Annotated in this window: 22 protein-coding genes; 11 read left to right on the top strand and 11 right to left on the bottom strand. The window is 71.6% G+C overall.

The window, feature by feature from the left end; all coding sequences use genetic code 11:
- The first annotated feature begins 8 nt into the window (after nt 1-8).
- Entirely contained in the window at nt 9-743 is a 735-nt protein-coding gene (locus ACIBHY_RS35885) for an ABC transporter ATP-binding protein (RefSeq protein ID WP_397254684.1), read from the top strand.
- Nucleotides 740-3,085 carry an FtsX-like permease family protein gene (locus ACIBHY_RS35890; RefSeq protein ID WP_397309057.1) on the top strand — a complete coding sequence of 782 codons (2,346 nt, stop codon included), beginning with the start codon at nt 740-742 and terminating at the stop codon, nt 3,083-3,085. Before ACIBHY_RS35885 ends, ACIBHY_RS35890 begins: the two co-directional genes overlap by 4 nt.
- A 36-nt stretch (nt 3,086-3,121) precedes the next feature.
- On the opposite strand, the gene ACIBHY_RS35895 is transcribed toward ACIBHY_RS35890, so the two are convergent.
- Together ACIBHY_RS35895 and ACIBHY_RS35900 are read right to left on the bottom strand one after the other, a co-directional pair.
- Complete coding sequence (locus ACIBHY_RS35895) at nt 3,122-3,466, bottom strand: VOC family protein (RefSeq protein WP_397254686.1); 345 nt, start codon at nt 3,464-3,466, stop codon at nt 3,122-3,124.
- A 54-nt stretch (nt 3,467-3,520) separates the two neighbouring features.
- Nucleotides 3,521-3,973 (bottom strand): winged helix-turn-helix transcriptional regulator, encoded by a 453-nt coding sequence (locus tag ACIBHY_RS35900; RefSeq protein WP_397254688.1) that lies wholly within the window; start codon nt 3,971-3,973, stop codon nt 3,521-3,523.
- 83 nt (nt 3,974-4,056) lie between these two features.
- On the opposite strand from ACIBHY_RS35900, the gene ACIBHY_RS35905 reads away from it, so the two are divergent.
- From ACIBHY_RS35905 to ACIBHY_RS35925, 5 genes are all read left to right on the top strand, one after another.
- Entirely contained in the window at nt 4,057-4,446 is a 390-nt protein-coding gene (locus tag ACIBHY_RS35905) for a TIGR03618 family F420-dependent PPOX class oxidoreductase (RefSeq protein ID WP_397254690.1), read from the top strand.
- A 69-nt stretch (nt 4,447-4,515) separates the two neighbouring features.
- Nucleotides 4,516-6,819 (top strand): hypothetical protein, encoded by a 2,304-nt coding sequence (locus ACIBHY_RS35910; protein ID WP_397309005.1) that lies wholly within the window; start codon nt 4,516-4,518, stop codon nt 6,817-6,819.
- A gap of 96 nt (nt 6,820-6,915) precedes the next feature.
- Nucleotides 6,916-7,359 carry a DUF6325 family protein gene (locus ACIBHY_RS35915; RefSeq protein WP_397254694.1) on the top strand — a complete coding sequence of 148 codons (444 nt, stop codon included), beginning with the start codon at nt 6,916-6,918 and terminating at the stop codon, nt 7,357-7,359.
- Nucleotides 7,356-7,643 (top strand): SHOCT domain-containing protein, encoded by a 288-nt coding sequence (locus ACIBHY_RS35920; protein WP_397309006.1) that lies wholly within the window; start codon nt 7,356-7,358, stop codon nt 7,641-7,643. Before ACIBHY_RS35915 ends, ACIBHY_RS35920 begins: the two co-directional genes overlap by 4 nt.
- An 87-nt stretch (nt 7,644-7,730) precedes the next feature.
- Entirely contained in the window at nt 7,731-8,954 is a 1,224-nt protein-coding gene (locus ACIBHY_RS35925) for an NAD(P)/FAD-dependent oxidoreductase (protein ID WP_397309007.1), read from the top strand.
- Between the two features lie 17 nt (nt 8,955-8,971).
- Here ACIBHY_RS35925 and ACIBHY_RS35930 read toward each other — a convergent pair whose 3' ends face one another.
- The 5 genes from ACIBHY_RS35930 to ACIBHY_RS35950 form a co-directional block, all read right to left on the bottom strand.
- Complete coding sequence (locus tag ACIBHY_RS35930; RefSeq protein WP_397254700.1) at nt 8,972-10,192, bottom strand: cytochrome P450; 1,221 nt, start codon at nt 10,190-10,192, stop codon at nt 8,972-8,974.
- Between the two features lie 24 nt (nt 10,193-10,216).
- Nucleotides 10,217-11,830 (bottom strand): FAD-dependent oxidoreductase, encoded by a 1,614-nt coding sequence (locus ACIBHY_RS35935; protein WP_397254702.1) that lies wholly within the window; start codon nt 11,828-11,830, stop codon nt 10,217-10,219.
- A 107-nt stretch (nt 11,831-11,937) separates the two neighbouring features.
- Nucleotides 11,938-13,395, bottom strand: a complete 1,458-nt coding sequence (locus tag ACIBHY_RS35940; protein WP_397309008.1) for an alpha/beta hydrolase — start codon at nt 13,393-13,395, stop codon at nt 11,938-11,940.
- Nucleotides 13,396-13,492: 97 nt separating this feature from the next.
- The gene (locus tag ACIBHY_RS35945) at nt 13,493-14,161 is read right to left on the bottom strand and encodes a response regulator transcription factor (protein ID WP_397309009.1); all 669 of its coding nucleotides are present in this window, start codon (nt 14,159-14,161) and stop codon (nt 13,493-13,495) included.
- Nucleotides 14,158-15,249 (bottom strand): ATP-binding protein, encoded by a 1,092-nt coding sequence (locus tag ACIBHY_RS35950; RefSeq protein WP_397309010.1) that lies wholly within the window; start codon nt 15,247-15,249, stop codon nt 14,158-14,160. The genes ACIBHY_RS35945 and ACIBHY_RS35950 overlap by 4 nt, the downstream gene beginning before the upstream one ends.
- 87 nt (nt 15,250-15,336) lie before the next feature.
- Here ACIBHY_RS35950 and ACIBHY_RS35955 point away from each other — a divergent pair, with 87 nt between their 5' ends.
- Both ACIBHY_RS35955 and ACIBHY_RS35960 read left to right on the top strand, forming a co-directional pair.
- Nucleotides 15,337-16,761 carry a hypothetical protein gene (locus ACIBHY_RS35955; RefSeq protein ID WP_397254709.1) on the top strand — a complete coding sequence of 475 codons (1,425 nt, stop codon included), beginning with the start codon at nt 15,337-15,339 and terminating at the stop codon, nt 16,759-16,761.
- 19 nt (nt 16,762-16,780) lie between these two features.
- Nucleotides 16,781-17,137, top strand: coding sequence for a hypothetical protein (locus tag ACIBHY_RS35960; protein ID WP_397254711.1), 357 nt, complete (start codon nt 16,781-16,783; stop codon nt 17,135-17,137).
- On the opposite strand, the gene ACIBHY_RS35965 is transcribed toward ACIBHY_RS35960, so the two are convergent.
- Nucleotides 17,115-18,350 carry an MFS transporter gene (locus ACIBHY_RS35965; RefSeq protein WP_397309011.1) on the bottom strand — a complete coding sequence of 412 codons (1,236 nt, stop codon included), beginning with the start codon at nt 18,348-18,350 and terminating at the stop codon, nt 17,115-17,117. The two genes, ACIBHY_RS35960 and ACIBHY_RS35965, sit on opposite strands and share 23 nt — an antisense overlap.
- 107 nt (nt 18,351-18,457) lie before the next feature.
- Here ACIBHY_RS35965 and ACIBHY_RS35970 point away from each other — a divergent pair, with 107 nt between their 5' ends.
- Nucleotides 18,458-19,285: a helix-turn-helix domain-containing protein gene (locus ACIBHY_RS35970; protein ID WP_397309012.1), complete on the top strand. Its 828-nt coding sequence runs from the start codon at nt 18,458-18,460 to the stop codon at nt 19,283-19,285.
- A 66-nt stretch (nt 19,286-19,351) separates the two neighbouring features.
- Here the strand turns inward: ACIBHY_RS35970 and ACIBHY_RS35975 are convergent, their stop codons facing one another.
- The gene (locus ACIBHY_RS35975; RefSeq protein ID WP_397254717.1) at nt 19,352-19,756 is read right to left on the bottom strand and encodes a hypothetical protein; all 405 of its coding nucleotides are present in this window, start codon (nt 19,754-19,756) and stop codon (nt 19,352-19,354) included.
- A gap of 294 nt (nt 19,757-20,050) precedes the next feature.
- Between ACIBHY_RS35975 and ACIBHY_RS35980 the strand changes: the two genes are divergently transcribed.
- Nucleotides 20,051-21,871 (top strand): BTAD domain-containing putative transcriptional regulator, encoded by a 1,821-nt coding sequence (locus tag ACIBHY_RS35980; RefSeq protein ID WP_397309013.1) that lies wholly within the window; start codon nt 20,051-20,053, stop codon nt 21,869-21,871.
- Here the strand turns inward: ACIBHY_RS35980 and ACIBHY_RS35985 are convergent.
- Both ACIBHY_RS35985 and ACIBHY_RS35990 read right to left on the bottom strand, forming a co-directional pair.
- The gene (locus tag ACIBHY_RS35985; RefSeq protein ID WP_397254720.1) at nt 21,861-22,688 is read right to left on the bottom strand and encodes a DUF4344 domain-containing metallopeptidase; all 828 of its coding nucleotides are present in this window, start codon (nt 22,686-22,688) and stop codon (nt 21,861-21,863) included. The genes ACIBHY_RS35980 and ACIBHY_RS35985 overlap by 11 nt on opposite strands.
- A gap of 93 nt (nt 22,689-22,781) precedes the next feature.
- Nucleotides 22,782-24,584: a BTAD domain-containing putative transcriptional regulator gene (locus ACIBHY_RS35990; protein ID WP_397254722.1), complete on the bottom strand. Its 1,803-nt coding sequence runs from the start codon at nt 24,582-24,584 to the stop codon at nt 22,782-22,784.
- Nucleotides 24,585-24,626 lie beyond the last annotated feature (42 nt).

Genomic DNA, 24,626 nt, shown 5'->3' on the forward strand with positions numbered 1-24,626 from the left:
TTGGACCCATGACGGACGTAGTGCGGTTGGACGCGGTGAGCAAGGTGTACGGAAAAGGGCAGAACGCGGTGGCGGCCCTGCGCGAGGTGTCGGCAGGCATCCCGCGCGGCAGCTTCACCGCGGTGATGGGCCCCTCGGGTTCCGGTAAGAGCACGTTCCTCCACTGCGCGGCGGGCCTGGACGTTCCGTCCTCGGGTTCGGTACGGCTCGGCGGCACGGAACTGGCCGGCATGAGCGAGACCGCCCTGACCGAGCTGCGCCGGGGCCGGGTGGGCTTCGTCTTCCAGGCGTTCAACCTGGTCTCCTCGCTGACCGTGCTGGAGAACATCACGTTGCCGCTGCGCCTGTCCGGTGAGAAGGCCGACGCCGCGTGGCTGGCCGAGATCGTGCGCCGGGTGGGGCTGGACGGGCGTACCGGTCACCTGCCGGCCCAGTTGTCCGGCGGCCAGCAGCAGCGGGTGGCCATCGCCCGCGCCCTGGTGGTGCGGCCCGAGGTGGTCTTCGGCGACGAGCCGACCGGCGCCCTGGACACGATGACCGCCCGCGACGTGCTGGTCCTGCTGCGCGAGGTGGTCTCGGCCCTGGGCCAGACCGTGGTGATGGTGACCCACGACCCGGTCGCCGCCTCCTACGCCGACACCGTCCTGTTCCTGGCCGACGGCCGGATCGCCGACTCGATGACCGCGCCCACCGCCGAGAAGGTGGCCGAGCGCATGACCAGGCTGGGAGCGTGGAAGCGATGATCTCGCTGGCATGGAAGACCCTCCGGCACCGCAAGGCCGGGTTCGCGGGCGCGTTCGTCGCCCTGTTCTGCGCCGCCGCGCTGGTGACGGCGTGCGGCATGCTGCTGGAGACGGGCCTGCGCGGCGCACTGGCTCCGGAACGGTACGCGGGGGCACCGGTCATCGTGGCCGGTGACCAGTTCGAACGCCGCGTCGTCGACAAGGGCGACGGCGAGTCCAAGGTCAAGGCCAAGGCGCTGTCGGAGCTGCGCTGGATCCCCGAGAGGCTGGCCGCCGACCTGGCCGCCGCGCCCGGCGTGGAGAAGGTCGTCACCGAGGTCACCTTCCCCGCCGGGGACGCGCTGGGCCATGGCTGGGAGTCGGCGGCGCTCACGCCGTTCACGCTGAAGAGCGGCCGCGCGCCGGAGAAGGCGGGCGAGGTCGTCGTGGACGCGAGCTTCCGCGGCGAGAACTTCACCGCCGCGGGCAGGACCTACCGCGTCGTCGGCGTGACCCACCAGGCGCTGCCCAGCGGGCGCACCGTCTTCTTCAGCACCGCCGAGGCCCGCCGGCTGGCCGGGCGGCCCGGCCTGGTCAGCGCGATCGGCGTGTTCCCGCGGGTCCCGGTCACGGTCAAGGGCGCGCTCGCCTACACCGGCGACGAGCGCGGCGTGGTGGAGTTCCGCGACGGCGACAACGCCCGCATCAAGCTGATCAGCATGGGCGGCGCGATGGGCGGCACCTCGCTGCTGGTGGCGATCCTGGTCGTGGTCGGCACGTTCGCGCTCTCCATCCAGCAGCGCCAGCGCGAACTGGCCCTGCTGCGGGCCGTCGCGGCCACTCCCCGGCAGATCCGCCGGATGCTCGGCGGCGAGGCGCTCGCGGTCAGCGCCCTGGCCGGGGTGCTCGGGGCGGGGGCCGGGATCATGCTCGGGTTCTGGCTGCGCGGGCGGTTCGTGGCCCTGGGTGCCATGCCGGACAACCTGCACCTGGTCCTCAGCCCGTTCCCGATGGCGGCGGCCGTGCTCGCCACCGTCGCGGCGGCTTGGGCGGCGGCGCGCGTCTCGGCCCGCCGTACCTCCAAGATCCGACCGGTCGAGGCGCTCGGCGAGGCGGCGATGGAGAAGCCGGGACTGCCGGTCGGACGTCTGATCGCCGGGCCGGCCGTGCTGGCGGGCAGCGTCGTGCTGACGATCCTGCTGACCACCTTGGACACCGAGGCCGCGGCCGGCCCGGTCACCATGCTCACCGCGCTCGCCTGGACGCTGGCCGTCTCCCTGCTCGGCCCGCTCATCGCCCGCGCCGTCACCGCGCTGCCCCTGCGCGGTCCCGGCGCGGGCGGCTACCTGGCCGCGCGCAACCTGCGGGCCGGTACCCGGCGCATGTCCTCGGTGATCACACCGCTCAGCCTGATGATCGCCATGACCTGCACCATCCTGTTCGTGCAGACCACGCTGGGCGCCGCCGCCCAGGAACAGGCCGTCGCGGGGACCAAGGCCGAGACCGTGCTCGGCCCCGGCGCCTCCGCCACCGCCGCCCGCGAGGTGCCTGGCGTGCGCGCCGTCACCGAGGTGCTGCGCACCTCCGTCAGAGTCGACCTTGAGCGGTACGGCGCGCAGGCCGTCACCCCGCAGGGCCTGGACCAGACCATGGACCTCGGCGTGGTCGCCGGCTCGATGACCGGCTTCGGCGAGAGGTCGGTGGCGCTCAGCACCAAGGCGGCCGGCTGGTTCGGCGTCACGGTCGGCGACCGGCTCGCGCTCACGCTCGGCGACGGCACCCCGGCCGAGCTGACCGTCGCCGCCGTCTACACGCGCGGCATGGGCTTCGGCGAGCTGACACTGCCGCACGCGCTGGTCTCCAAGCACGTGGACGACCCGCGCGGCACCCTCCTGGTCGCGGGCGGCGACCGGGCAGCGCTGGCCGGGGCGGGCCCCCTCCTGTCCCCCGCCGGGAACTCCTCCTCCGGCGGCGCGGCCGTCAACTACGTGGCCATGGGCCTGATCATCGCCTTCTGCGCCATCGCGGTCGTGAACACGCTGGCCATGTCCACCTCGGCCCGCTCCCGTGAGATGGCGCTCCTGCGCCTGGTCGGGACCACGCGGCGGCAGGTGCTCGGCATGCTGCGCCAGGAGACGGCCGCAGCCGTGCTGGTCTCGGTGGTGCTGGGCACGCTGATCTCGGCGATCACGCTGGCCGCGACCGGCCTGGGCATGACCGGCTCGCCGGTGCCGTCGGTGCCGCCGCTGGGCTACCTGGGCGTGATCGCCGGGGTGGCGGCGCTGGCCCTGGCCGCCACCGCGATCCCGGCCCGGCTGGCGCTCAGGGAGCACCCGGCCGAGGCGATCGGCGGCCGCGAGTAGCGCCGGAGCCCCGGCCTCCGATGAGGCCGGGGCTGTTCACTCGGCGGGGGCCTGCGCGAGAGACAGGCTGTTGCCGTCGGGGTCGAGGACGTCCACGTGGCGGACTCCGTTGCCGTAGGTCTCCACGGGATCGTGCTCGATCCCGTGGGCGGCCAGCCGGGCCAGGATGTCGTCCAGGTCGGTCACGCCCAACGTGATCATGGTGCCGCCCACCCGCGCCGCCCGCACCTGCCGGTCGTCGAGCACGACCCAGGCGTTCTCACCGACCTGCCACAGGAGCTCCTCGCCGATGATCTCGTCCGCCGGCCGCCCGAAGAACACCTCGAACCACTTGCGCGAGGTTTCCAGGTCACGCACGCACACGACGCTGTACAGGTCCATCTGACCCGCTCCTTCCGATCGTCTCGACAGTGAGACCCCGCCCGCGGGCGAGACTCATCGCGCCGCGCCCGGCCCGGGGAGCAGGTCGACGTCGCCGGCGTGCATCGGCTCGCCGCAGTGGGCGCAGCGCAGGTCGGCCTGGCTGATCTCGCCGCAGGCGTGGTGCCGGTAGAGCACCGGCGGACCGGCCTCGCCCGCCAGCCACCGGTCCCCCCACCCGGCCATGACCATGAGCACGTCGACCAGCTCGGCCCCTTTGGCCGTCAGGTGGTACTCGTGGCGCGGCCGCTGATCGTAGGGGCGGCGTTCGAGGACGCCGTGGCCGACCAGGTGGTTGAGCCGTTCGGTCAGCACCTTGCGCGAGATGCCGAGATCAGCCTGGAGCTGCTCGAACCGGGTGAAGCCCGCCCACACGTCGCGCAGGATCAGCGGCGACCACGGCTCTCCGATCACGTCGAGGGTACGCGCGATGGAGCAGGCCATATCCCCGAACTTGGTGCGTTGCATGACATCAGTCTACCGATTGGAGTTCCCTAAAGGAACTTAGACTGTTAGAGTCTCCTCAAGGAACTCAAGAAGGAGTCGTCACGATGAGCGAGCTCGACCCCGGCGTCCGCCGAGCCTTCGACAGCACCTCCGTCGCCCACCTGGCCACCGTCCTGCCGGACGGCTCGCCCCACACCGTCCCGCTCTGGGTCGCCACCCACGGCGACCGGATCGTCTTCCTCACCGGCCCGCACTCGCGCAAGGCCCGCAACCTCCACCGCGACCCGCGGGTGGCACTGTCCATGGCGCCACTCGACAACCCGTTCGAGCCCGTCATCGTCCGCGGCCGGGTCGTCGAGTGGCTCGACGGCGACGTGGCCTGGGAGATCATCGACCGGATCTCGATGAAGTACCTCGGCCGGCCCTACCCCCGGGACGAGGAACGCGTCGTCGGCGTCATCGAGCCCGAGCGGCAGACCGTGGGCGTCGGCTGACACCTTGATCGCCTCGCGGCGGCTGGATAGGTTGGGGCGCTTTGACTGGTTCGCCCCCCAAGGATTGCCATGCGTCGCTACCGCTTCGGCAAGATCGCGGCCCTGATCGCGCTCGGCTATCTCACCGTGGTCGCGGTGCTCTGCGCCCTCACGCCGGCCACCCCGCGCAACGGTCTCCTGTGGAAAGTCGTCACCCGCGACATGTTCACCGAGAGTCTCTTCCGCTCCGGCATCCCGTGGGGACTGACCATCGCCCTGGTACTCATCGGGGCGCTCCAGGCGTGGGCCCTGTGGCAGGTGCTGCGTGGACGGGCGCGCGGCGAGCTGACGGACCGGGGCAGGAAGGTCGGCCTGCTGCGGCTGGCCCTCTACCTCAGCGTCGGCACCAGCCTGCTCGACCTCGCCAGCGTCCCGCTGATCATCACGCGGGAGATCTACTGGGTCTGGACGGTGACGGGGATCTTCTCCGGCCTCCTGCGCATAGCCGTCGCGTGGCTGTTCTTCCTGGTGCTCCGTGACACCGCCTCCCGCGGGCTGCGGCTGTTCTCGCTGGTCACCGGGGCCCTCGTCGGCGTGCTCGGCATCGGGCAGAACATCACGGAGGTCCTCGGCCTGGAGGTGGTGACGCAGTACCTCACCCTCGCCGGCATGTCCGGCTACATCTGGACGGCATGGGCGGTGTCGATCCTGATCGCCCAGCGCAGGGACCCCCGCTGGAGCGCGGCGACCGTCCGGATCGGGATCGCCGCGCAGGTGGTGTCGGTTCTCCAGCCCACCGGGACCGTGTCCTTCGGTTACTTCGGATCCGAGTTCCCCTCCATCCTCCTGGTCTATTCGCTCCTGTCCGCCGTCGGCGTCCTCGGGCTGGTGTGGGAGGCCAGGACCGCCCACGAGCTGGCCGGCCCCCTGCCGCAGGCCGCCGTTCCCGCGCCGGAGCGGTCGGCGGCCCGGCGATGGCCGCTGCCCGCCGTGGCGATCGTGCTTCCGCTGATCCCCGCCGCCGTCAACCTCGCGCAGGGCAGGTACCTCTGGATCGGCCCCAGAGGCGCGATCGAGCAGTACGTCCGCGAGGAGAGCGGGCAGGCCCTGACCTGGCTCGGCCTCGACGTCTTCGTCGGTGCCGGCGGCCCCGCTCTGCTGATCCTGGTCGCGGTGCTGCGCCGGACCCGCCTTGCCGTACAGGTGGTGTCGGTGGCGCTGGCCGTCGCCGCGTTCGTGGGCCTGGTCAGCGCGCTCACCGCCGTGACGCCGGTGCCGGGGGAGTTCCGCTACGAAGGCGAGCAGATCTATCCGGAGGGGATGTTCGCCCCGGCACCGGACGGGGAGATCTTCTTCGGCATCTCACCGTTGTTCTACAGCGCCGCCCTGCTCGGCTCCGCGCTGCTCCTGCGGTTGCTGTATCCGGTCGCGCCCGCCCCGCGCGCACGCCACCACGTCCTGCTGGCCGGGCTCGCCGCGGTCGTCGCGCTCGGCTTCGTGCCCGCCGCCGACCAGGCGCGGGGCCCGGTCACCACGGCCGAGGACTGCCGGCCGTACCCGGGCGAGAGGCTGCCGGAAGCGCCGGAACTCACCCGCGACCAGCGAATCGTGTGCTCCCTCCGGCAGGGAAGCCTGATCAAGGTCGGCGCCACCGCGTCCGACGCCAGGGTCCTCGCGTACGCCCGCCGGTTGTGCGACATCTACACCCGCAACGATCCCGAGGAGGTCGCCCGGCTCAAGGCCACGGACGGGCTGCAGCGCGACGACCTCGCCCACCCGCTCGCGGAGATCTGCCCCAGCGCGAACATCGTCGTCAAGGCGGCGGCCGCCGAGCAGGACCGGGAGTTCCAGGAATGGGAGGCCGCGGCGCAGCGCATGTGCGACGCCACCCCGCGCCATCGCCCGCTCATCGAACCGGCCCACGCGACCCGCATGAAGGAACCCCAGCTGACCGACTACGGGGTCGTCGAGACCTACGAGCCGACCGGGCCCGACCAGGACCCGGCCGAGGACGGCCTGCTGGAGAAGGCTCAGGACGACGGCCTGGTGGCCTCCCTCCCCGGCCGCCTGATGGTCCTGACCCACTCCGACTTCGACATCTGCGTGACCGTGGAGACCTACACCCGCCGCCCGCCGATGGAGACCAAGGGCTGGGACCACGTGGCCGAGGTCGGCTACGAGAGCCCCACCGGCGACATCGTGCTCAGGGACGATCTGAGCGGCACCGAGTTCCCCGACCTGTCGCTCAACGGCCGCGCGGGCCACTACCGGATCCGCGTGCACTACGACTGGTTCAAGGGCAAGGACGGCCAGGAGGGCCAGAGGCTGCTGATCATGGCGTACCCGGGGAAGGGGAAGAAGCCGGTCACCTACCGCGAGCCGCCCAAGCGGTGACGTGCTCCATGGGGAACGCTTGCCTCGCGCACGGGTTCCGCAAAAGACCCATACGGGGAGGAGTCGATCGCAGAATTCGTCGGCAGAGGAGGGCTGATGGCCACGGTCATGAAGGCCGAGTCGGTGGGACCGGTGGATGTCGCCGTCATCACGTTCGGCGGGGAGCATTTCGACCCCGGCGTGGTGTCCGCGATCCGGGAGATCCAGGACAAGGGCACCGTCCGGGTCGTCGACCTCAGCTTCGTCCGCAAGGCGGCCGACGGAACCGTGTCGGCGGCCGAGGTCGCCGACACCGACGTCGCGGCCGAGTACGCGGGACTCGCCGACGAGGAGCTCGACCTCCTGAACGACGAGGACCTGCGCCTGCTGGGCGACGCCCTCGATCCCGGTACGGCCGCGCTGGTCGTCGTCTGGGAGAACACGTGGGCGGCCCAGCTCGGCGCCGCCCTCCGGGCCTCCAGCAGCCAGGTCTCCACGCTGGAGCGCATTCCCCGGCAGGTCGTCCTGGAGGCCCTCGCAGCTCTGGAGGATGAGCGATGATGCTCCGACGTCGAGTGGGCAGGCCCGGTCTCATCGGCGCCATGGCGCGTACCGCGGTGATCACCGGTACGGCGACCGCGGTCAGCGGCGGCATCCAGCGCAGGCAGGCCAGGCGCATGGAGGAACAGGAGGCCGCCTCCGCGGCCCAGGCCCAGGCACCGGCGCCCGCCACGGACCCGGCGGAGCGGATGCGGCTCCTACGGGAGCTCGGCCAGATGAAGGCCGACGGGCTGCTCACCGAGGAGGAGTTCGCCGCGGAGAAGGCCAGGATCCTGGCCTCCTGACCCGGGCCCTGAGCCTGTCCAAGAGAGGCGGAAACCGCCGACAATGACATCGGGCTGCCGCTCATAGTCGCCAGGGGAAAGGACCGGATGATGCCGCAGAGACCGAGGGTCGTGATCGTGGGGGCCGGGTTCGCGGGGCTGGGCGCCACGAAGGCGCTGGCCAGGACGGGCGCGTTGGTGACGCTGGTCGACCGCAACCCGTACGCGACCTTCCAGCCCCTTCTCTACCAGGTCGCCACGGCCGGGCTGGGCGCCTCTGACGTGACCTATCCGATCCGCACCTTCGCCGCCAAGTGGCCCAATGTCCGGACCCGTCAGGCCGCCCTGACCAAGGTGCTGCCGGACGAGCGGCGGGTGGAGTTCGAGGACGGCAGCGGCCTGGACTACGACTATCTCGTGCTGGCCACCGGCGTGACCACCAACTGGCTCGGCATCGACGGGGCACAGGACAACGCGCTGCCCATCTACTCGCTGCGCGACGCGGCCGCGCTGCGCGACCGGCTCGGGCGCCTCCTGGAGGACACGGCGCTCGGCCGCCGCAAGAGCACGCACGTCGTGGTGGTGGGAGCGGGCGCGACCGGGGTGGAGATGGCGGGCACGCTGGCCGAACTGCGCCGCCGTACGCTGCCGTTGACCCATCCCGAGATCAAGCCGGGCCAGACCAGCGTGACGCTGGTGGAGCGGTTCGACCACGTGCTGGCCCCGTACAAGTCACGGCTGCGGAACGCGGCCGCGGCGGCGCTGCGCAGGCGGGGGGTGAAGCTGCGGCTGGGGTGCACGGTGGCGGCCGTCGAGCCGGACGCGGTGGTGCTGAACGACGGCACGCGGCTGCCGAGCGACCTGACCGTGTGGGCGCTCGGCGTGACCGCGCCCACGCAGGTGGCCGACTGGGGCCTGCCGCAGAGCGAGGGCGGCCGGGTCGCGCTCACCGAGGCGCTGAACGTGCCGGAGCACCCGGAGATCTTCGTGGCCGGCGACCTTTCCGGGCCGCCCGCCCCGCAACCGCAGCTCGCCCAGCCGGCGATCCAGATGGGCCGGCACGTCGGCAGGCAGATCGCCGCGGCCATGCGCGGCGAGCCCGTCCGGCCGTTCTCCTACGACGACCCGGGGATCATGGCCACCGTGGGCAAGGCCGAGGCCGTGCTGCAACTGCCCAACGGGCTGACCGTGCACGGGCTCCCCGCCTGGCTGGTGTGGATCTTCGTGCACCTGGCGTACCTGCTGGGCGGCCGCAACCGCGCCAGCGTGCTGCTCAACTTCTTCTGGCGGTACGCCGGGCCGCGCCGCAGCGCCACCAGCGTCTCCCAGTAGTTCCGGCCAGCGCGAGGTCAGTCTCCCTCGTACGGCAGGACCTCGTCGTAGGAGATGACCAGGTGGCGCGGCCCCCGCAGGGTCGAGCTGGGACGGTACGGCGGCGGGTCGGTCACCAGGCGGGGGTTCACCAGGCGCTTGGCGAGCTGGCGGAGCGCGATCTGGGCTTCCAGGCGGGCCAGCGGGGCGCCGAAGCAGTTGTGGATGCCGCCGCCGAAGCCGAGGTGCTGGATGTAGGGCCGGTCCGGGTCGAAGCGGTCGGGGTCGTGCACGTGCGCGGGGTCGCGGCTTCCCGAGGCGAGGGCCAGAATGATGCTCGAACCCTTGGGGATGGTGACGTCGGCCACCGTGATGTCGTCGAGGGCGACGCGCTGGGGCAGGAAGTGCACGGGCGGCTCGAAGCGCAGCAGTTCCTCGACGGCGCCGATGACCAGGTCGGGCTCGTCGCGGAGCCGTTCGAGCAGGCCGGGGTTGCGCAGCATGGTCAGCATGCCGTTGGTGATCAGGTTGACCGTGGTCTCGTGCCCGGCGATCAGCAGGAGCACCGCGGTCGTCATCACCTCGGTCTCCGACATGGATCCCTCGGGACCGTGGTAGGTGACGAGCCCGGACAGCAGGTCGTGGCGCGGATTCTCGCGGCGCGACTGGGCGAGTTCGCCCAGGTAGCCGGCCAGCGCGAGCCCGGCGGCCTGGCGGCGCCCGGCCCGCTCCTCCATGCTGCCCTCGCCGGGGCCGAGGGTTTCGACGATCTCGTCCGCCCAGACGTGGAAGCGGGACTCGTCCTCGCGCGGGACGCCGAGCAGGCGGCAGATGACCGTGACGGGGAACGGGTAGGCGACGTCGTCGACGATGTCGGCCTGGGATTCGCCGGCGATGCCGTCGATCAGCTCCTTGACGAGCTCGTGCAGCTCCCCGCGCATGCTCTCGACCACGAGCGGGGAGTGCGGCGGCCCGAAGTGGCGCATCGTCAGCCCCCTGAGCCGGTCGTGCTCGGGCGGATCGACGCGGATGAAGGAGGGCGGCAGCTGATCTGCGGCCGGCGGGTGGGCCAGGTTCCGCGCGTCCGAGCTGACCCGCGGGTCGTGCAGCAGCGCGACGATGTGCTCGTAGGTGTTGACGACGTAGGCGCCGTCCTCCAGCCGTACCACGGGTGTCTGGCGGAGTTCGGCGTACAGCGTGTACGGGTCCGCCCTGTTGGCGAACTCGTGAATCTGGTCGTAGATGCGTGCCGGCTCCACGGATGTGCCCCCGTCTGGTCGTCGTTACTGGTGCCGGACGAGCGTGACGCGCCGCTCGGCCGGGTCGTGGCCGGTCACCACCACGGTCGCGCCCTCGGCGGGCGCCAGTCGCGGCGGCCCCTCAGCCGGTACGGCCCGCAGTTCGTCGGGCCTGCCGACCATCTGGAAGTCGGGCGGGAACGGCGCCGCCCGCTGGATGAGGTCGCGGTAGAAGTCCAGCCACATCGCCTGGTCGAAGGTGACGGCGGCGGTGATCCTGCCGCGGTAGCCGTACACGGCGACGAAGCGGCGCTCCTCCACGGAGCCCTGCGCGATCACGACCTCGTCGGCGATGGTCGGCACGCCGACGGACTTGATGTTGACGCCGAACTGGTTGGACCAGAAGACCGGCAGCGACAGGTGCGGCCAGCGGTGCGCCTGGTCGCTCAGCATGTTGTGGGCGGCGATCTCGGCCTGGGCCACGGCGTTGCCCCAGTGTTCGAGCGCCATGAACTGGTAGTGGTACACCGGGTGCGGGAAGCGGGCCACGTCACCGGCGACGAACACGTCATCGGTGACCAGGCCGTTGATGTCGACGGCGCGGCAGCCGGCGTCGGTGGCCACGCCCCAGGGTCCGGCCGCCAGGCCCGAGCCGGCCAGCCATTCGATGTTGCGGACCGCGCCGAGCGCGACCACCGCCATGTCGGCCTCGACCGTGGTGCCGTCCGACAGCCTGGCCCCGCGCACCCGGCCGTCGGCGTCGCCCTCCAGCGCCTCGACCCTGACCCCGCAGCGCAGGTCCACGCCGGCGTCGCGCTGCATGCGGGCGGCGACGTCGCCGATCACCTTGCCGAGCGCGCCGGCGAGCGGCGCCGGGCCCGCCTCCACGACGGTCACCGCCACGTCGAGGTCGCGGCAGACGGAGGCGACCTCCGATCCGGTGAACCCGGCCCCGATGATCAGCACCCGCCTGACGCCCGCGGCCAGCCGTTCCCTGATCCGGTGCGCGTCGTCCAGCGTGCGCAGCACGTGCACCCCGTCGAGGGCGGCCTCCTGCTCGTCCGGCCACGGCCTGGCCCGCACGCCGGTGGCGATCAGCACCTTGTCGAAGTCGATCTGCCTGCCGTCGGCCAGCCGTACCTGCTTGGCGGCCAGGTCCAGGCCGGTCGCGGGCGTTCCGGAGAGAAACTCGACCTCGATCTCGCGCAGGTGGGGCAGCGCGGTGTGCTCGACCGTGATCGTGCCGGTCAGCACCTGTTTGGACAGCGGCGGCCGGTCGTACGGCTCGTACGGCTCGTCGCCGATCAGCGTCAGCCTGCCCTTGAAGCCGTCCCGGCGCAGGACGCCCGCCGCCCGGCCCCCGGCCAGGGAGGCGCCGACGATGACGATGTGGCCGTCGCGCTTGAACGCGTCGTCGCCGTGCGAGGTGGCGTAGCTCAGTTCCGGTTCCCTCGTCCGGTGCTGGGTGGCCATCCTGTCGATGTGGATGGCCTGCACCGGACAGGCCGCGGCGGCCTGAAGGACGCGTTCCCGCTGGGCGGCCTCGGGGTCGGGGTCGTACATGAGCGCCTCCGGGCCGTGCATCGTGAACACGGCCGGGGCCATGAACGCGCACTGCCCGTACCCCTGACAGCGCGTGAGGTCCACGACAACTCTCACAGCCACACCCCCGTCGATCCGGTACGGCACACGCCGCCAGGCGGATGTACCCGGCTCTCCCTCCGCGATAAGCGAGGAAAAGTCATGGATTGGGTCAGGAAGTGGCCCTAGCAGCTCTGGTCGCGAGGCGGCAGGTGCCCGCCGGTCAGGAAGTCCGTGACCGCCCGGTCGCCGCAGGCGTTGCCGTTGGCCAGGTAGACGCCGTGGCCGCCGGAGTCGACGCCGACCATGCGGGCGCGCTGCCCGAACGCCTCGCGCATCCGCAGCGCCCCGCTGTACGGGGTCGAGGGGTCGCGCAGGTTCTGGATCAGCATCACGTTGGCGGGGCCGCGCGAGCCGACCTTCACCGGCCGCTCGGCCGGCTTGTACGGCCAGTACGCGCACGGGCCGAGGTTGACCGGCATGCCCGCGGTCAGCGGGAACTCCTCCCGGTTGCGCTTGACCTGCCGCTCGTGCCGGGAGATCGAGTCCGGCCACTCCACGTCGTTGCACATCGTGGCCCCGGCGTGCGCGGCGGTGTTCTGCATGGCCGCCTCCGGCGGGGTGTTCGGCGGGGGCAGTTCGGCGCCGGTGCGCGCGGCCTTCATCAGCCCCGCCAGCACGGGGAAGCCCGCATCGGAGTAGAACGCGTTCAGCATCGTCTCGCGCAGCAGGTTGCCGGTGAGCAGCGGCGGGTTGGCGCCCGTCCAGGGCAGCGGCTCGCGGTCCAGCCGCGCCGCCAGCTCCAGGAAGGTGCGCCGGACCGCCCCGGCGTCGGCGCCCAGCCCGTACTCGCCCCCGCGGGCGGCGGCCCAGGCGGCGAAGTCGGGGAAGCGGTCCTCCACGCCGACCGCGTAGTTGGCCAGCCACTGCCGGGCCACCTTGCGCGGGTCGGGGTCGTCGTTGCTGTCGAGGACCACCCGGTCGGTACGCTCGGGGAACATCGTGGCGTAGACGGCCCCCGCGTAGGTGCCGTAGGAGACGCCCCAGTACGACAGCTTCTTCTCCCCCAGCGCCCGGCGGATGGCGTCGATGTCCCTGGCCTCGTTGCGGGTGCTGATGTGCCGGATCAGCGGGCCGCCGTTGCGCGCGCAGGCCTCGGCGATCCGGCGCGACCAGGCCGCGTTCCCGGCGATGCCGCCGTCGGCGTCCGGGTACGGCTTCAGCCTGGTCACGTCGAGGTCCCGAGGCTCAAGACCGCACGAGACCGGCGAGCTCCGGCCCACGCCGCGCGGGTCGAACCCGACGATGTCGAACCGGTCGAGCACCGCCCGCGGCAGCTTGTTCACCTGGACGCTCGGCCGGTTCAGGCCGGGGCTGCCGGGCCCGCCCGGGATGATCAGCAGCACTCCGCGGCGCGTAGCGGGCTGGGCGGTCCTGATCCGGGAGATCGCCAGCGAGATCCGCGGCCCGCCGGGATCGCCGTAGTCCATCGGCACCTTGAGCGTGGCGCATTCCTGACGCGGGTCGACTCCCTTCCCGGCGGGACAGGCGGCCCACTGCGGGGCGGCGGTCGCGGCCTGGGCGGGAAGCGCCAGGCCCGCGGCCAGGAGGGCGGCGGCGGACAGCGTCACAAGGTTTCTCATGCCGTCGACTCTGCCGAAGCGCAGGTCAGCGAGACAGAGACCCCGTCACCAGCCACCCATGACCTCATCACGAAGCCGACAGAAACCCCGAAATCGGCTAGCCGGTGGTGTCCGTGATGCGGTAGCCGACGTGGGGGATGGTGCCGACGACCGGGGGTTCGCCGAGTTTGCGGCGGAGCCTGCCGACCGTGACCGGGACGACGTTGGAGAAGGGATCGGCGTGCTCGTCCCAAGCCTGTTCGAGGAGGTCCTCGGCGGAAAGGACCGCCGGGTGCGCGCGCATGAGCGCCTCCAGCACCGCGAACTCCCTGGCCGACAGGTTGAGCGGGCGGCCGTCGCGGGTGGCGGTGTGGCGCAGGGTGTCGAGCTCGATGCCCGCCGCCCGGTACGTCCGGGAGCGGGGGGCGGGCTGGCGGCGGGCCAGGGCGCGGATCCTGAGCACGAGTTCGGGGAAGTGGAACGGCTTGGGCAGGTAGTCGTCGGCACCGAGGCCGAGGCCGGTGACCCGGTCGCCGGGGGTGCCGGCCGCGGTCAGCATGAGCACCATGGCGGGGTGGCCGCCGTCGGCGATCATCCGGCACAGCGTGTCGCCGTGCAGGCCGGGCAGGTCGCGGTCGAGGACGACGACCTGGTACGGGTTGAGGTCGAGCTTGGCGGCCGCCTCCCGCCCGTCGTAGGCGATGTCCACGGCCATGCCCTGGTCACGGAGCCCTTCGGCGATGCCGTCGGCCAGCGCCCTCGAGTCTTCGACGACCAGGATTCTCATGCGTGGTCCTCGGCCAGGGGCAGGGTGATGACCAGGCGGAGGCCGCCGGCGGCGCGGGCGTACAGGCTGAGACCGCCGTTGTGGGCCTCGGCGATCGCCTTGACGATGGACAGTCCGAGTCCGGTGCCGGTCCGCTCGGCGTCGGGGCGGCGGAAGGGCTGGGTGAGCCGGCCGAGGTCTTCCGGGGTGAGGACGGTTCCGCTGTTCTCGACGATGAGGCGGGCCTGCTGAGGGCCGGTCTCGGCGCTGACGCGGATCCATCCGCCCGGCCGGTTGTGCCGGACCGCGTTGTCGACGACGTTCCCGATCATGCGGGTGAGCAGGGTTTCGCTGCCGGTGACCCAGGCCCGCGGGCAGGGGCGGTGGTCGACGTGGAGCGGCAGGGCGGCGATGGTGTCGGCGTGCCGCCGGAGGGCGGCCGCCGTGGTGGTGCTCAGGGCGACGCGGGACCGGTCGTCGGAGGGGCCTTGCTGGGTGCGGGCGAGGATGAGGAGGCTCTCCAGGAGCGCGTCGACGTGGTCGAGTTCGTTGCGGATCCGGTCGCCGAGGCTGACGAGTTGCGGGGGCAGCGGGCCGGGTTTGGCCATGGCCACGTCCAGCCATACCCGCATGGTGGTCATCGGGGTGCGCAGTTCGTGCGAGGCGCTGGCGGCGAAGCGGCGCTCGGACTCGAACGACCGCTCCAGCCTGGCCAGCAGCTCGTCGATCGTGTCGGCCAGTTCCTTCAGGTCGTCGTCGGGACCCTGGAGGTTGAGGCGTTCGTGCAGGTTGGTGGCGGAGATCCGGCGCGCGGTGGTGGTGATGGCGCGGACGGGCGCCAGGAAACGTCCCGCCACCAGCCAGCCGAACAGCAGCGAGACCACCGCCATGATGGCCAGGGCGACGCCGGCCACGGTGAGCAGCTTGCCGAGGTCGGAGCTGTGGGTGGTGGCGGCCGGCGCGCCCGGGACCTGGACGGTGGTCGTCGTCTCGCCCTGCCACAGGCCGACCGTCAGGATCAGCAGGACGGCGCCGGAGGCGACGAACAGTCCCCAGTACGACAGGGCCATGCGCATGCGGATGGCGGGCCGTCTCCGCAGGCTCTTCACCCTGCCCAGAATGCCGCATCCCACATGACAGCGGCATAACAGGCGGCGTTGGGCCGGTGTCATCCCCCGCGGCGTACAAACGGCGCCATGGACAGAACGACGCTGAGCGCGGAGTGGGCCAGGTTCAGGACCGGACGCGGCTGGATGCTCGGCATGGTGGCCTCCACGCTGGTCACCGTGTCGCTCGGATTGCTGGTCACCGGGAGCGCCGGCACCACCTGCGTGACCGCGCAGGGCGAGGGCCACTGCCCCCCGCCTTTGCTGGGACCAGACGGTACGGCGGTGGCCGACAAGTACTACTTCGTACACCAGCCGCTCCAGGGGGACGGCAGCATCACCGCCCGCGTATCGGACATGACCGGCCAGATCCGGCTGCCGGACGCCGTACCCGGGGTGCGCAACGTCAAGGAAGGGGCGGTGGTGCCGTGGGCGAAAGCCGGACTTCTCCTCCGGCCGACCCTCAAGCAGGGCACGCCGTACGCCGCGGTCATGATCACCGGGAAGCACGGCGTGCGGATGCAGCACAACTTCACCCACGACGTGGCCGGCGCTCCCGTCGATGGACCGCGGTGGCTGCGGCTGACCAGGTCGGGCGACACCGTCACGGGCCACGAGTCCGGCGACGGCAGGACGTGGACCGAGGTCAGCACGGTCACGCTGGCAGGGCTGCCGCGGACGGTCGAGATCGGGCTGTTCGCCGCCTCACCCAGCGCGTTGACGGACATGACCGGCCGCTTCGCGCAGGCCACCGCCACCTTCGACCAGATCGCCCTGCGGGGGGCGAACGGTTCGTGGCGCCACGACGACGTCGGCCTCGCCTTGAAGCCCGACGGCAGCCCGCACCACCCGGGGCAGGCCGTCGAGTCGGGCGGCAAGGTCATCGTGAGCGGGGGTGGTGACATCGGGCCCGTCATCATGACCGGCGGCCTGCGCGCCGATCTCACCCTGCTGGGCGGGGTCGCCGGGCTGGTCGTGGTGATCGTGGTGGCGGTCACGTTCTTCACCGCGGATCACCGGCGCGGGCGGGGCGATCCGCGTGCCAAGGCCGTGGTGGTGGGCGCGGTGGCGTTCGTGACCGGGCTGGTGACCTCGGGTGCCGTGGTGCCGGGCGGGCTGGCGCTGATGCGGGCCCACCAGAACCCGGTTCAGCCGATCACCCTGGCCACCACGCTTCAGGTGATCGTGGGCTACGCGGCGCTGACCGCGGCCGTCGCGGTGCTGGCCCTCGGCCTCGCGGCGCTGGTCAAGCGGGGCATCGTCGCCATCGGGCTGGCCGTCGGGCTGGTGGTGGTGCCCTATCTGCTGGCGAGCGCGGGGCTGGTGCCATGGCTGCTGATGATCACTCCGGCCGCCGGGTTCGCGATCACGCAGAGCGTCCCCGTGTTCGCGCACATAGATGTGGACCGGTCGCTGCTCGGCGGGTACTACCCGCTTCCGCCCTGGGCGGGGCTGGCGGTGATCTGTGGATATGCCGCCCTCGCTCTTTGGACGGCTCACCGATCCTGTCGGTGAGCGGTGATACCTCTGACGCATGCCCACCGTCACCTTTCGCGATGAGACCGCGACCGGCAAGGCGTCAGCCGAGTTCGCACTGCCCGATCTGCCGGAGATCGTCACCGCCCGCGAGCTCGTACGGCTGCGCGTGCGTGAGGAAGTGGCCCGCCACGACGCGGCCCCGTCCGCCCGGTTCGACGGCCTGGTCCGTCCCGCCGGCACCACGCGCCTCGGCTGGGAGCGGCAGGCCGACCTCGCCGAGCGGGCCTTCCGGCGCAACGGGTTCCTGCTCCTGGTCGGCGACCGGCAGATCGAGGATCTGGACGAGACGATCGACCTGCGCGTCGATCCGGTGGTGTCGTTCATCAGGCTCATCGCGCTGGTGGGGGGCTGACCGGAGCGTCCTGGATCTCCACCGGGCCGGTCTTCCCGCCGTTCGAGGAAGAGGGCGTCGCGGTGGGCACGCGCACCGTGCCGCGGCCGGCCACCAGTGCCACGACCGTCTGGATGGCCGCGGCCACGCACATCAACAGGATCGGTACCCGCCAGCCGGAACCGACGGTGCGCAACAGCCCGAACGCCACCGGCCCCACGGCGGCCAGCAGGTACCCGATCGACTGCGCCATCGCCGACAGCGCGCCGGCCTCGGCGGCGTCCTGGGCGCGCATGCTCATGAACGCCAGCGCGAGCACGAGGCAGGCTCCCCCGCCCAGCCCCAGGACGACGCTCCACAGCAACGCCCATCCCGGCGCCACGAAAAGCCCCAGATAGCCGCCGAGCATGACCGCCGAGCAGATCGCCGCCAGCGCGCGCTGGTCACGTGCCCACCGCAGCGCGGCGGGCACCGCCAGGCTGGTCACCACCGCGACCGCCTGGAACACGAACAGCAGCCATCCCGCCGCTGCCGCGTTGAGCCCACTGTCCTGAAACACCTGGGGCAACCAGGTCACGACCACGTAGAAACCCAGCGACTGCAGTCCCATGAACGCCGTGACCGCCCACGCCAGCCCGGACCCCCACGGCAGCCGGTGCGCGCGCAGCGGCTGCGCGCCGAGCCGCGGCGCCCGCACCTGAGGAGCCCACAGCAGGACGGCCACGAGCGCGAACACGACCCAGCAGCCCAACGCGGTGTACCAGCCGCCGGGCGCGACCTCACTGATCGGCACCGCCACCCCCGACGCCACCGCGGCCACACCGCCCATCACGGTGGCATAGGCACTGGTCAGCAACCCCACTTTGGCCGGAAAATCACGCTTTATCAGGCTCGGCAACAGCACGTTGCCCACGGCGATCCCCGCCCCGATCAGCACCGTCCCCCCGAACAGACCGGCCGCCGCCGGCACCCACCGCAGCGCGATCCCCAGCGTCAGCACCACGAGCGCGCGGCCGAGCAGCCGCTCGGCTCCCCACCGCGCGGCCAGCCGGGGCACCATCGGGGACAGCACCACGAACGCCAGCAGCGGCAGCGTGTTCAGCAACCCCGCCACGGCCGGGGCCAACCCCAGATCAGCCTGTACGCGATCCAGCAACGGCCCGACACCCGTCAAACTCGCCCGCAGGTTGGCCGCCACGACCAGCAGCCCCCACACCAGCAACCTCTTCTCCATGCGGACCACGATCAGGCCACACCAGGCCAGGCAACCAGCCCGTGCCCAGGCTGGCCCCCGAAGGGCCACCCTGAGATCAGGCCAGGACCGCCCGGTAACCTGTCGACGTGGGGACGCCATTGGGGAACTTCATCCGGGCCAAACGCGACAGCATCCAGCCCGAATCCCTTGGCCTGCCGGAGCGCGGCCGCCGCCGTTCACCGGGTCTGCGCCGCCTCGACCTCGCCACGTGGGCCGGCATCAGCGTCGAATACCTGACCCGCATCGAGCAGGGCCGCGACCGCAACCCGTCTCCGTCCGTCATCAACGCCCTCGCCGGCGCGCTCCGCCTCGACCTCCCCGAGCACAACCGCCTGCGCTACCTCGCGAAGATCACCGGCGACGAGTGTTCCGTCGACATCCGCCCCGTGCCACCGCCCAGAGACGTACGCCCGTCCGTCCTGCGGACACTCCGCCTCCTCGAACCCGGTGTCGCCATCGTCACCAACCGCCTGGGCGACATCCTCGCCCACACCACCGGCTACCAGTCGGTCGTCACGGGGACCGGACTGCTCGACACCGCCCGCCCGAACCTCATCCGCTACCTGTTCACCGACCCGCGCGCCCGGACGTTCTTCGCCGACTGGGACGACATCGCCAACGAACAGACCTTCGACCTGTGGCAGGCGCCGTCCCTCGAAAATCTCGAATGGCTCACCGCGGAACTCACCCCCATCGCCGGCCCGGATTTCACCCGCCGCCTCAACCGTCATCTGATTCCGCGACGCGGAGTTCTCCGCCTCGACCACCCGGCCGGACACCGCCTTCGCCTGCACCGCGAGACACTCGAACTGCCCGCGGAGTCCCAGCAGATGGTCGTCTTCCTCCCGGCCGACCATCAGACGACCAAGGCCATCGACCAGCTCAAGGCAGCACGACCCATCAAAGGGTCATGACCGATCGTTCTTATTTCGATCTGCGGGCCGGCTCGGCGGCGGTGCGCCTGCCGCACCACAGGGCGATCAAGCGGCGTCCAGAGCTTCGGTGATCTTGCGAGCCATGTCGGCCAGGGTGGGGCTGGGCTCGCCCTTCCCGCTCTGGGCGCCCGCCTCGATGGCGACGAGAACGGTGGTGCGGAAGTTCTCGGCCTCTGCCGGAGCCTGCTCCTTGAGCAGGTTCATGGCCGCCGTCAGGGCGGGGAGCACCTGGTCGGCGAGTTCGGCGACGGTCTTGCCGTACTTCACGCCCTTCGGCGCCTTGGCCAGCACGTGCCCGACCGGGCCGGTCGCCGAGATCAGGGCGAGGGAGCCGTGGGTGCCGACCTTGTGGGCCGAGCCCGCGGCGCCCGCGGCCGACATCAGCGAGACGGCGCCCCACGCGGCGAGACGGAGGGTGAGCTTGTCCTGGTCGGAGAAAGTGACGGACATGATGGTGTGCTCCTTCGAATCCGGGAGGGCCGGTGGATCCCGGCCCGTTCATGAGCTGAACGATCGCCGACCGCTCTGATACCGGGCCGTCGCCGCCCTGACACCGCCGCTGACACACCCTCCGCCGGCTGGAGCGCAACGGATTCATCGAGAAGTTCCCCGAGCGCTCGCCCGGCAGGCCCGCCGGCCTGACGACCACCGGGTCCGGGGCATCGTCGACTCTTCGTCTATGAAACGTCTACCGGTCTCCCCCACCATGGCCTCCGTCCAGATCAGAACCGTGGGGGGTCAACGATGAGGCCGATGCGTTTCGGCGTGCTCGGAACTGTTGAGGCGTGGCGGGGGGATGATCGCCTGGATGTGGGGACACCACGCAACCGGGCGGTTCTCGCCCGGCTCCTGCTGTCGCCCGGGAGGGTCATTCCCGTCGACCAGCTCATAGACGATCTTTGGGAGGGCTGCCCGCCACCGCAGGCGCTGTCCTCCCTGCGGACGTTCATCTGCCGGCTGCGTCGCGTGGTCGAACCGCCCGCCCGGGAACCTGGCCGGCCGTCCGTGCTGATCACCGAGCCGCGTGGCTACGTGCTGCGCGTGGACGAGGCGGCACTCGACTCGGCCGTGTTCGAGCGGCTGCTGCGGCAGGCGAGGGTGGCGGCCGATCCGCGTACCGCCCTCGGCCTGATCGACGAGGCGTTCGGCCTGTGGCGCGGTCCGGCCTACGCCGAGTTCGCGCACACCCTGTGGGCGCGGGGCGAGGTGAGCAGGCTGCAGGAACTCCGTCTCGGGGCGACGGAACACCGGCTCGACACCCTGCTCGCCCTGGGACGGCACGCCGAGGCCGTACCCGAACTGGAGGCGCACGCGCGCGCCCAGCCGACCCGCGAGGAGGGCTGGCGGCTGCTCGCTCTGGGCCTGTACCGCTCGTCCAGGCAGGGCGACGCCCTTGCCGCGCTGAGCGAGGCGCGCCGCTATCTGGCCGGGGAGCTGGGTGTCGATCCAGGTCCCGAGCTGCGCAAACTTGAGGCGGACATCCTCGCGCAGACCTCCGAGCTCGACCTGCCGCCGGCGCCGGTGGCGATCAGGAAGCCGGTCGTCCGCCTGCGCTGCCTGGGCCGCGACGACCAGCTCGCGGCCGCCGGATCGGCCATGGCGGCCGCCGAGTCCGGCACCGGCGGCAGCCTGCTCTTCGACGGCGTCCCCGGCGCCGGCAAGACCCAGCTGCTGCGGGGGGTGGAGGCGCTGGCCGACATGCGCGGATTCCAGACGGCGTGGGCGCAGGCGCACCCGCTTGAGAGCGAGTACGAGTACGGCGTGGCCCGGCAGATCTTCGAGCCGATCCTGTACTGCCTGCCGGCGCAGGAGCGGCGGCGACTGCTCAGCGGGACGGTCGAGCCCGCGGCCGACATCGTCTGGCACAACCGGCCGTCCTCGGGCGGCCCCGACGCTCTGCACGCGCTCTACCGGCTCGCCGTACGGCTCGCGGAGCGTGTGCCGCTGCTGATCGCCATCGATGACCTGCAGTGGTGCGACCTCGGCTCGTTGCGCTGGCTGGCCTACCTGGCCAGGCGCGTCGAGCACGTCCCCCTCCTGGTCACCGCGACCAGGGCGACCGGCGTCCCCGCCGGCGACGATCAGCTGCTCGAATCGTTGTGCTCGATCTTCGGCCTCGTCCGCCTGGGCGGCCTGCCCGGCGAGGCGGCGACGGCCCTCGCCACCGAGCTGCTCGGCGCGGAACCGGAGCCCGCGTTCATCGCCTCGTGCCTGCGTGAGACGGGCGGCAACACGCTGCTGCTCACCGAGCACATGAAGGCGCGGGGCGCGGGCAAGAGGTCCACCTCCATCGAACGGTGGGTGGCCGGCCAGCTGCGCCACGCGGGTCCAGGGGCGACCGCGCTGGCCAGGGCGGTCGCGACGCTCGACCACGCGGCCGAGTTCCATGCTGTGGCCGACCTGGCCGGTCTGCCCGACAGCCAGGCGGCCGCCGCCCTGTCGGCGCTGGCCGGCATGGGAATCCTGACCGACGGGTCCCCGCTGCGCTTCAACCAGCCCGTCGTACGGCAGGCCGTCATCGAAGGCGTGCGGGCCGGTGTCCCGCAGTTCGCCCTCACTCCTTGATGTGGGGCTCCAGTAGCTTCGACCAGGAGTTGGAGAGCTTCTCGTACTCGGTCGGGCACCTCGCGGCCCTCTCCTCCGGCAACCCGTCCTCGCCGACCCAGTCGGCGTAGCCCTTGGGGTCGGAGCCGTAGATCCAGCACATGTAGTTGTACGCCCGCTGCTCGTCCATCGAGTGCTCGTCATAGAACGGCAGCGCGGCCCGGTCCTGGTCGCCGGCCGACGCGAAGTAGTAGTTGATCGTCTGGACGCTCGCGGAGTCGTCGCCGTCGCCCTGGGCCATGATGAACGCGGACAACTGGTCGGCCGCGTCATCCTCCTTGCCGAGGGCGGGGAGGTCGTAGATGTCGATCACGGCGTGGCCGAGCTCGTGGTAGAGCGTGTCGATGAGGTTGGCCTGGCCGTGCTCGTCGTTCTCCTCCTCGGTCTCGGCCTTGTCGCGGTACCGGGTGAAGCCGTCGGCCACGAGCTCGTAGCACATCGTGATCTTCTTCTCGTCCGGGCTGTAGTAGGCGTTCACCTGATCGCACTGCTCACCGGCCAGGGTGACGTCGTGCGGCAGTTTGAGCATCCCGTTGAGGGTGGTGGCGAAGCCTTCGAGCACCTTGCCCGGCTTCAGCAGCTCCAGTCCCTCGATGGCGACTTCGGTGTCCGCCTTGCCGTACTCGGCGATGAATTTCCCCGAGGATTCCTGTGCGGGGGCGGCCGTCTTGGGGGCGTTCCCTTTGGCCGCCACCGGCTCGTCCGCGCTGCCGCAGGCGGACAGCATGGTGGCGAGGAGCAACGCGCCGGCGCCGATCGTGAACTGATTCCACTTCATCAAGAGTCTCCAGGTCGAAGTTAACCCTTGGATCCTGCAGACACGATCTTGATGATTGATGGACGGACGGTGTGCCGATGACCGGCGGCTCCGTCAATGTGCCGTCAATCGGGGATCGGCAGGCTGCTCGAGGTTGCGCCCGTACAACCACAGCAGCTCGTGGAAGCGGTAGCGGCTCGGGCCGGGCGAGTCGAGCATGCCGACGTCGACGAGGCTCTCGACGATCTCCTCCGCGTCGAGCACGTCAAGACCGAGGACGGCCGCCGCGACAGGCAGCGAGAAAGAGGGAGTCGTGAGGTTCGTCAGCAGTCGGAAGGCGCGCGCCTGCGCCGCGCCGAGCCGTTCGTAGCCGAGGTGGAAGGTCGCCTCGACGGTCATGGCGCCGAGCCGCAGCTCGGACAGGCGGTTTCGCTCGTCGGCCAGCCTCCCGACCAGCGAGGAGATCGTCCACCGCGGCCTGGAGAGCAGCCGCGAGGCGGCGATGCGCACCGCGAGCGGCAGGAACCCGCACAGGACGACCGCGTCCTCCGCCGCCTCAGGCTCGGTGAGGGCCCGCTCCTCCCCCACGATCCGGATGAACAGCCGCACGGCGTCGCGGGGGTGGAGCACGTCGAGATCGACTCGGCGCGTGGTCGGCAGCCCCGCGGGCTTGGCCCTGCTCGTCACCAGGACGGCGCAGCCGCCCGTACCCGGAAGGAGAGGTCTGACCTGCGCGTCGTCCACGGCGTTGTCCAGGATGACGAGCATCCTGCGGTTCACCATGAGGCTGCGGAACAGCGCCGCCCGCTGTGTCGGGTCCTCGGGGATGTCGAGGTCAGGATGGCCGAGCGCGCACAGGAACTCGCGCAGCGCCGCGGCGGGTTCGACCGGCCGGCCTCCGGTTCCGCACAGGTCGATGTAGAGCTGGCCGTCGGGGAACGCGTCGCTGAGCAGGTGAGCGACGTGGATCGCCAGGGCGGTCTTGCCCACGCCGCCCTTGCCGGACAGGCTCACCACGGTGGTCGCCTGCCCGGAGCCGGACTTCAGCACCTCGGTGAGCAGGGCGACCTCGTCGTCCCTGCCGGTGAAGTCGGACAGGTCGGCGGGCAGCTGGGCCACCCGCGGAAGCGCCTCGTCCTCGGATCTGAGGTCGATCCGGGCGGGCAGCAGCTCGGGATCCGACGTGAGGATGCGTTGATGCAGCTCCTTGAGCTCGCCTCCCGGGTCGATGCCGAGTTCCTCCGCGAGCAGTCGCCTGGTGCGGTCGAAGACCTCCAGCGCTTCGGCCTGGCGTCCGCAACGGTACAGAGCCAGCATCAGCAGGCCGCTCAGCGACTCCCGCAGGGGATGCGCGGCGGACAGCACGGTCAGGTCCGCCACGGCCTCCGTCGCCCGCCCGAGCTCGATGTCCAGTTCGAGCTTGGCCTGCTGGGCGCTCAGGCGGCGGTCGCCGAGCCTGTCGCGCTGAGCTTCGGCGTACGGCCCGGCCGTGCCGTCCATGGCGTCGCCCCGCCACAGCCCGAGTGCCGCCACCAGCAGCGCGCGGGCGCGGGCGAGATCGCCTTCCGCGCGGGCCTTCCCGGCTTCGGCGCACCTTTCTTCGAAGACCGACACGTCCAGCGCGCCCTCGGGAACGGACATGGCGTAGCCGGTGCCGACGGAGACGACCGTGCCGGCTTCCAGCACCTTCCGCAGCCGGTAGGCGTAGGTCCGCAGGGTGCTGAGGGCGCGCAGAGGCGGGCTCTGTCCCCAGATCGCGGCGATGAGCGCGTCACAGGTGATCGCCCTGCCCTCCTGGAGAAGGAGGGCGCCGAGCACCGCACGCTGCTGAGGCGAGCCGAGGTTGAGCTCCTTGCCGCCCTGCCAGGCCCGCACGGGACCCAGTACCGAGAAGTACAACGTGTGTGATCGTTCCATACCGCGCCTTCGGAATATTAGTCCGCATGATGCTATTTGTTC

It is taken from the genome of Nonomuraea sp. NPDC050547 (genome assembly GCF_044457345.1).
In the GTDB taxonomy this organism is placed as follows: Bacteria; Actinomycetota; Actinomycetes; order Streptosporangiales; family Streptosporangiaceae; genus Nonomuraea.

What these genes read in the sequence shown, in the direction of transcription:
- ACIBHY_RS35885 (WP_397254684.1), top strand. Translation starts at nt 9, where the DNA reads ATGACGGACGTAGTGCGGTTGGACGCGGTGAGCAAGGTGTACGGAAAA.
- ACIBHY_RS35890 (WP_397309057.1), top strand. Translation starts at nt 740, where the DNA reads ATGATCTCGCTGGCATGGAAGACCCTCCGGCACCGCAAGGCCGGGTTC.
- ACIBHY_RS35895 (WP_397254686.1), bottom strand. Translation starts at nt 3,466, where the DNA reads ATGGACCTGTACAGCGTCGTGTGCGTGCGTGACCTGGAAACCTCGCGC.
- ACIBHY_RS35900 (WP_397254688.1), bottom strand. Translation starts at nt 3,973, where the DNA reads ATGCAACGCACCAAGTTCGGGGATATGGCCTGCTCCATCGCGCGTACC.
- ACIBHY_RS35905 (WP_397254690.1), top strand. Translation starts at nt 4,057, where the DNA reads ATGAGCGAGCTCGACCCCGGCGTCCGCCGAGCCTTCGACAGCACCTCC.
- ACIBHY_RS35910 (WP_397309005.1), top strand. Translation starts at nt 4,516, where the DNA reads ATGCGTCGCTACCGCTTCGGCAAGATCGCGGCCCTGATCGCGCTCGGC.
- ACIBHY_RS35915 (WP_397254694.1), top strand. Translation starts at nt 6,916, where the DNA reads ATGGCCACGGTCATGAAGGCCGAGTCGGTGGGACCGGTGGATGTCGCC.
- ACIBHY_RS35920 (WP_397309006.1), top strand. Translation starts at nt 7,356, where the DNA reads ATGATGCTCCGACGTCGAGTGGGCAGGCCCGGTCTCATCGGCGCCATG.
- ACIBHY_RS35925 (WP_397309007.1), top strand. Translation starts at nt 7,731, where the DNA reads ATGATGCCGCAGAGACCGAGGGTCGTGATCGTGGGGGCCGGGTTCGCG.
- ACIBHY_RS35940 (WP_397309008.1), bottom strand. Translation starts at nt 13,395, where the DNA reads ATGAGAAACCTTGTGACGCTGTCCGCCGCCGCCCTCCTGGCCGCGGGC.
- ACIBHY_RS35945 (WP_397309009.1), bottom strand. Translation starts at nt 14,161, where the DNA reads ATGAGAATCCTGGTCGTCGAAGACTCGAGGGCGCTGGCCGACGGCATC.
- ACIBHY_RS35955 (WP_397254709.1), top strand. Translation starts at nt 15,337, where the DNA reads ATGGACAGAACGACGCTGAGCGCGGAGTGGGCCAGGTTCAGGACCGGA.
- ACIBHY_RS35960 (WP_397254711.1), top strand. Translation starts at nt 16,781, where the DNA reads ATGCCCACCGTCACCTTTCGCGATGAGACCGCGACCGGCAAGGCGTCA.
- ACIBHY_RS35965 (WP_397309011.1), bottom strand. Translation starts at nt 18,350, where the DNA reads ATGGAGAAGAGGTTGCTGGTGTGGGGGCTGCTGGTCGTGGCGGCCAAC.
- ACIBHY_RS35975 (WP_397254717.1), bottom strand. Translation starts at nt 19,756, where the DNA reads ATGTCCGTCACTTTCTCCGACCAGGACAAGCTCACCCTCCGTCTCGCC.
- ACIBHY_RS35980 (WP_397309013.1), top strand. Translation starts at nt 20,051, where the DNA reads ATGAGGCCGATGCGTTTCGGCGTGCTCGGAACTGTTGAGGCGTGGCGG.
- ACIBHY_RS35985 (WP_397254720.1), bottom strand. Translation starts at nt 22,688, where the DNA reads ATGAAGTGGAATCAGTTCACGATCGGCGCCGGCGCGTTGCTCCTCGCC.
- ACIBHY_RS35990 (WP_397254722.1), bottom strand. Translation starts at nt 24,584, where the DNA reads ATGGAACGATCACACACGTTGTACTTCTCGGTACTGGGTCCCGTGCGG.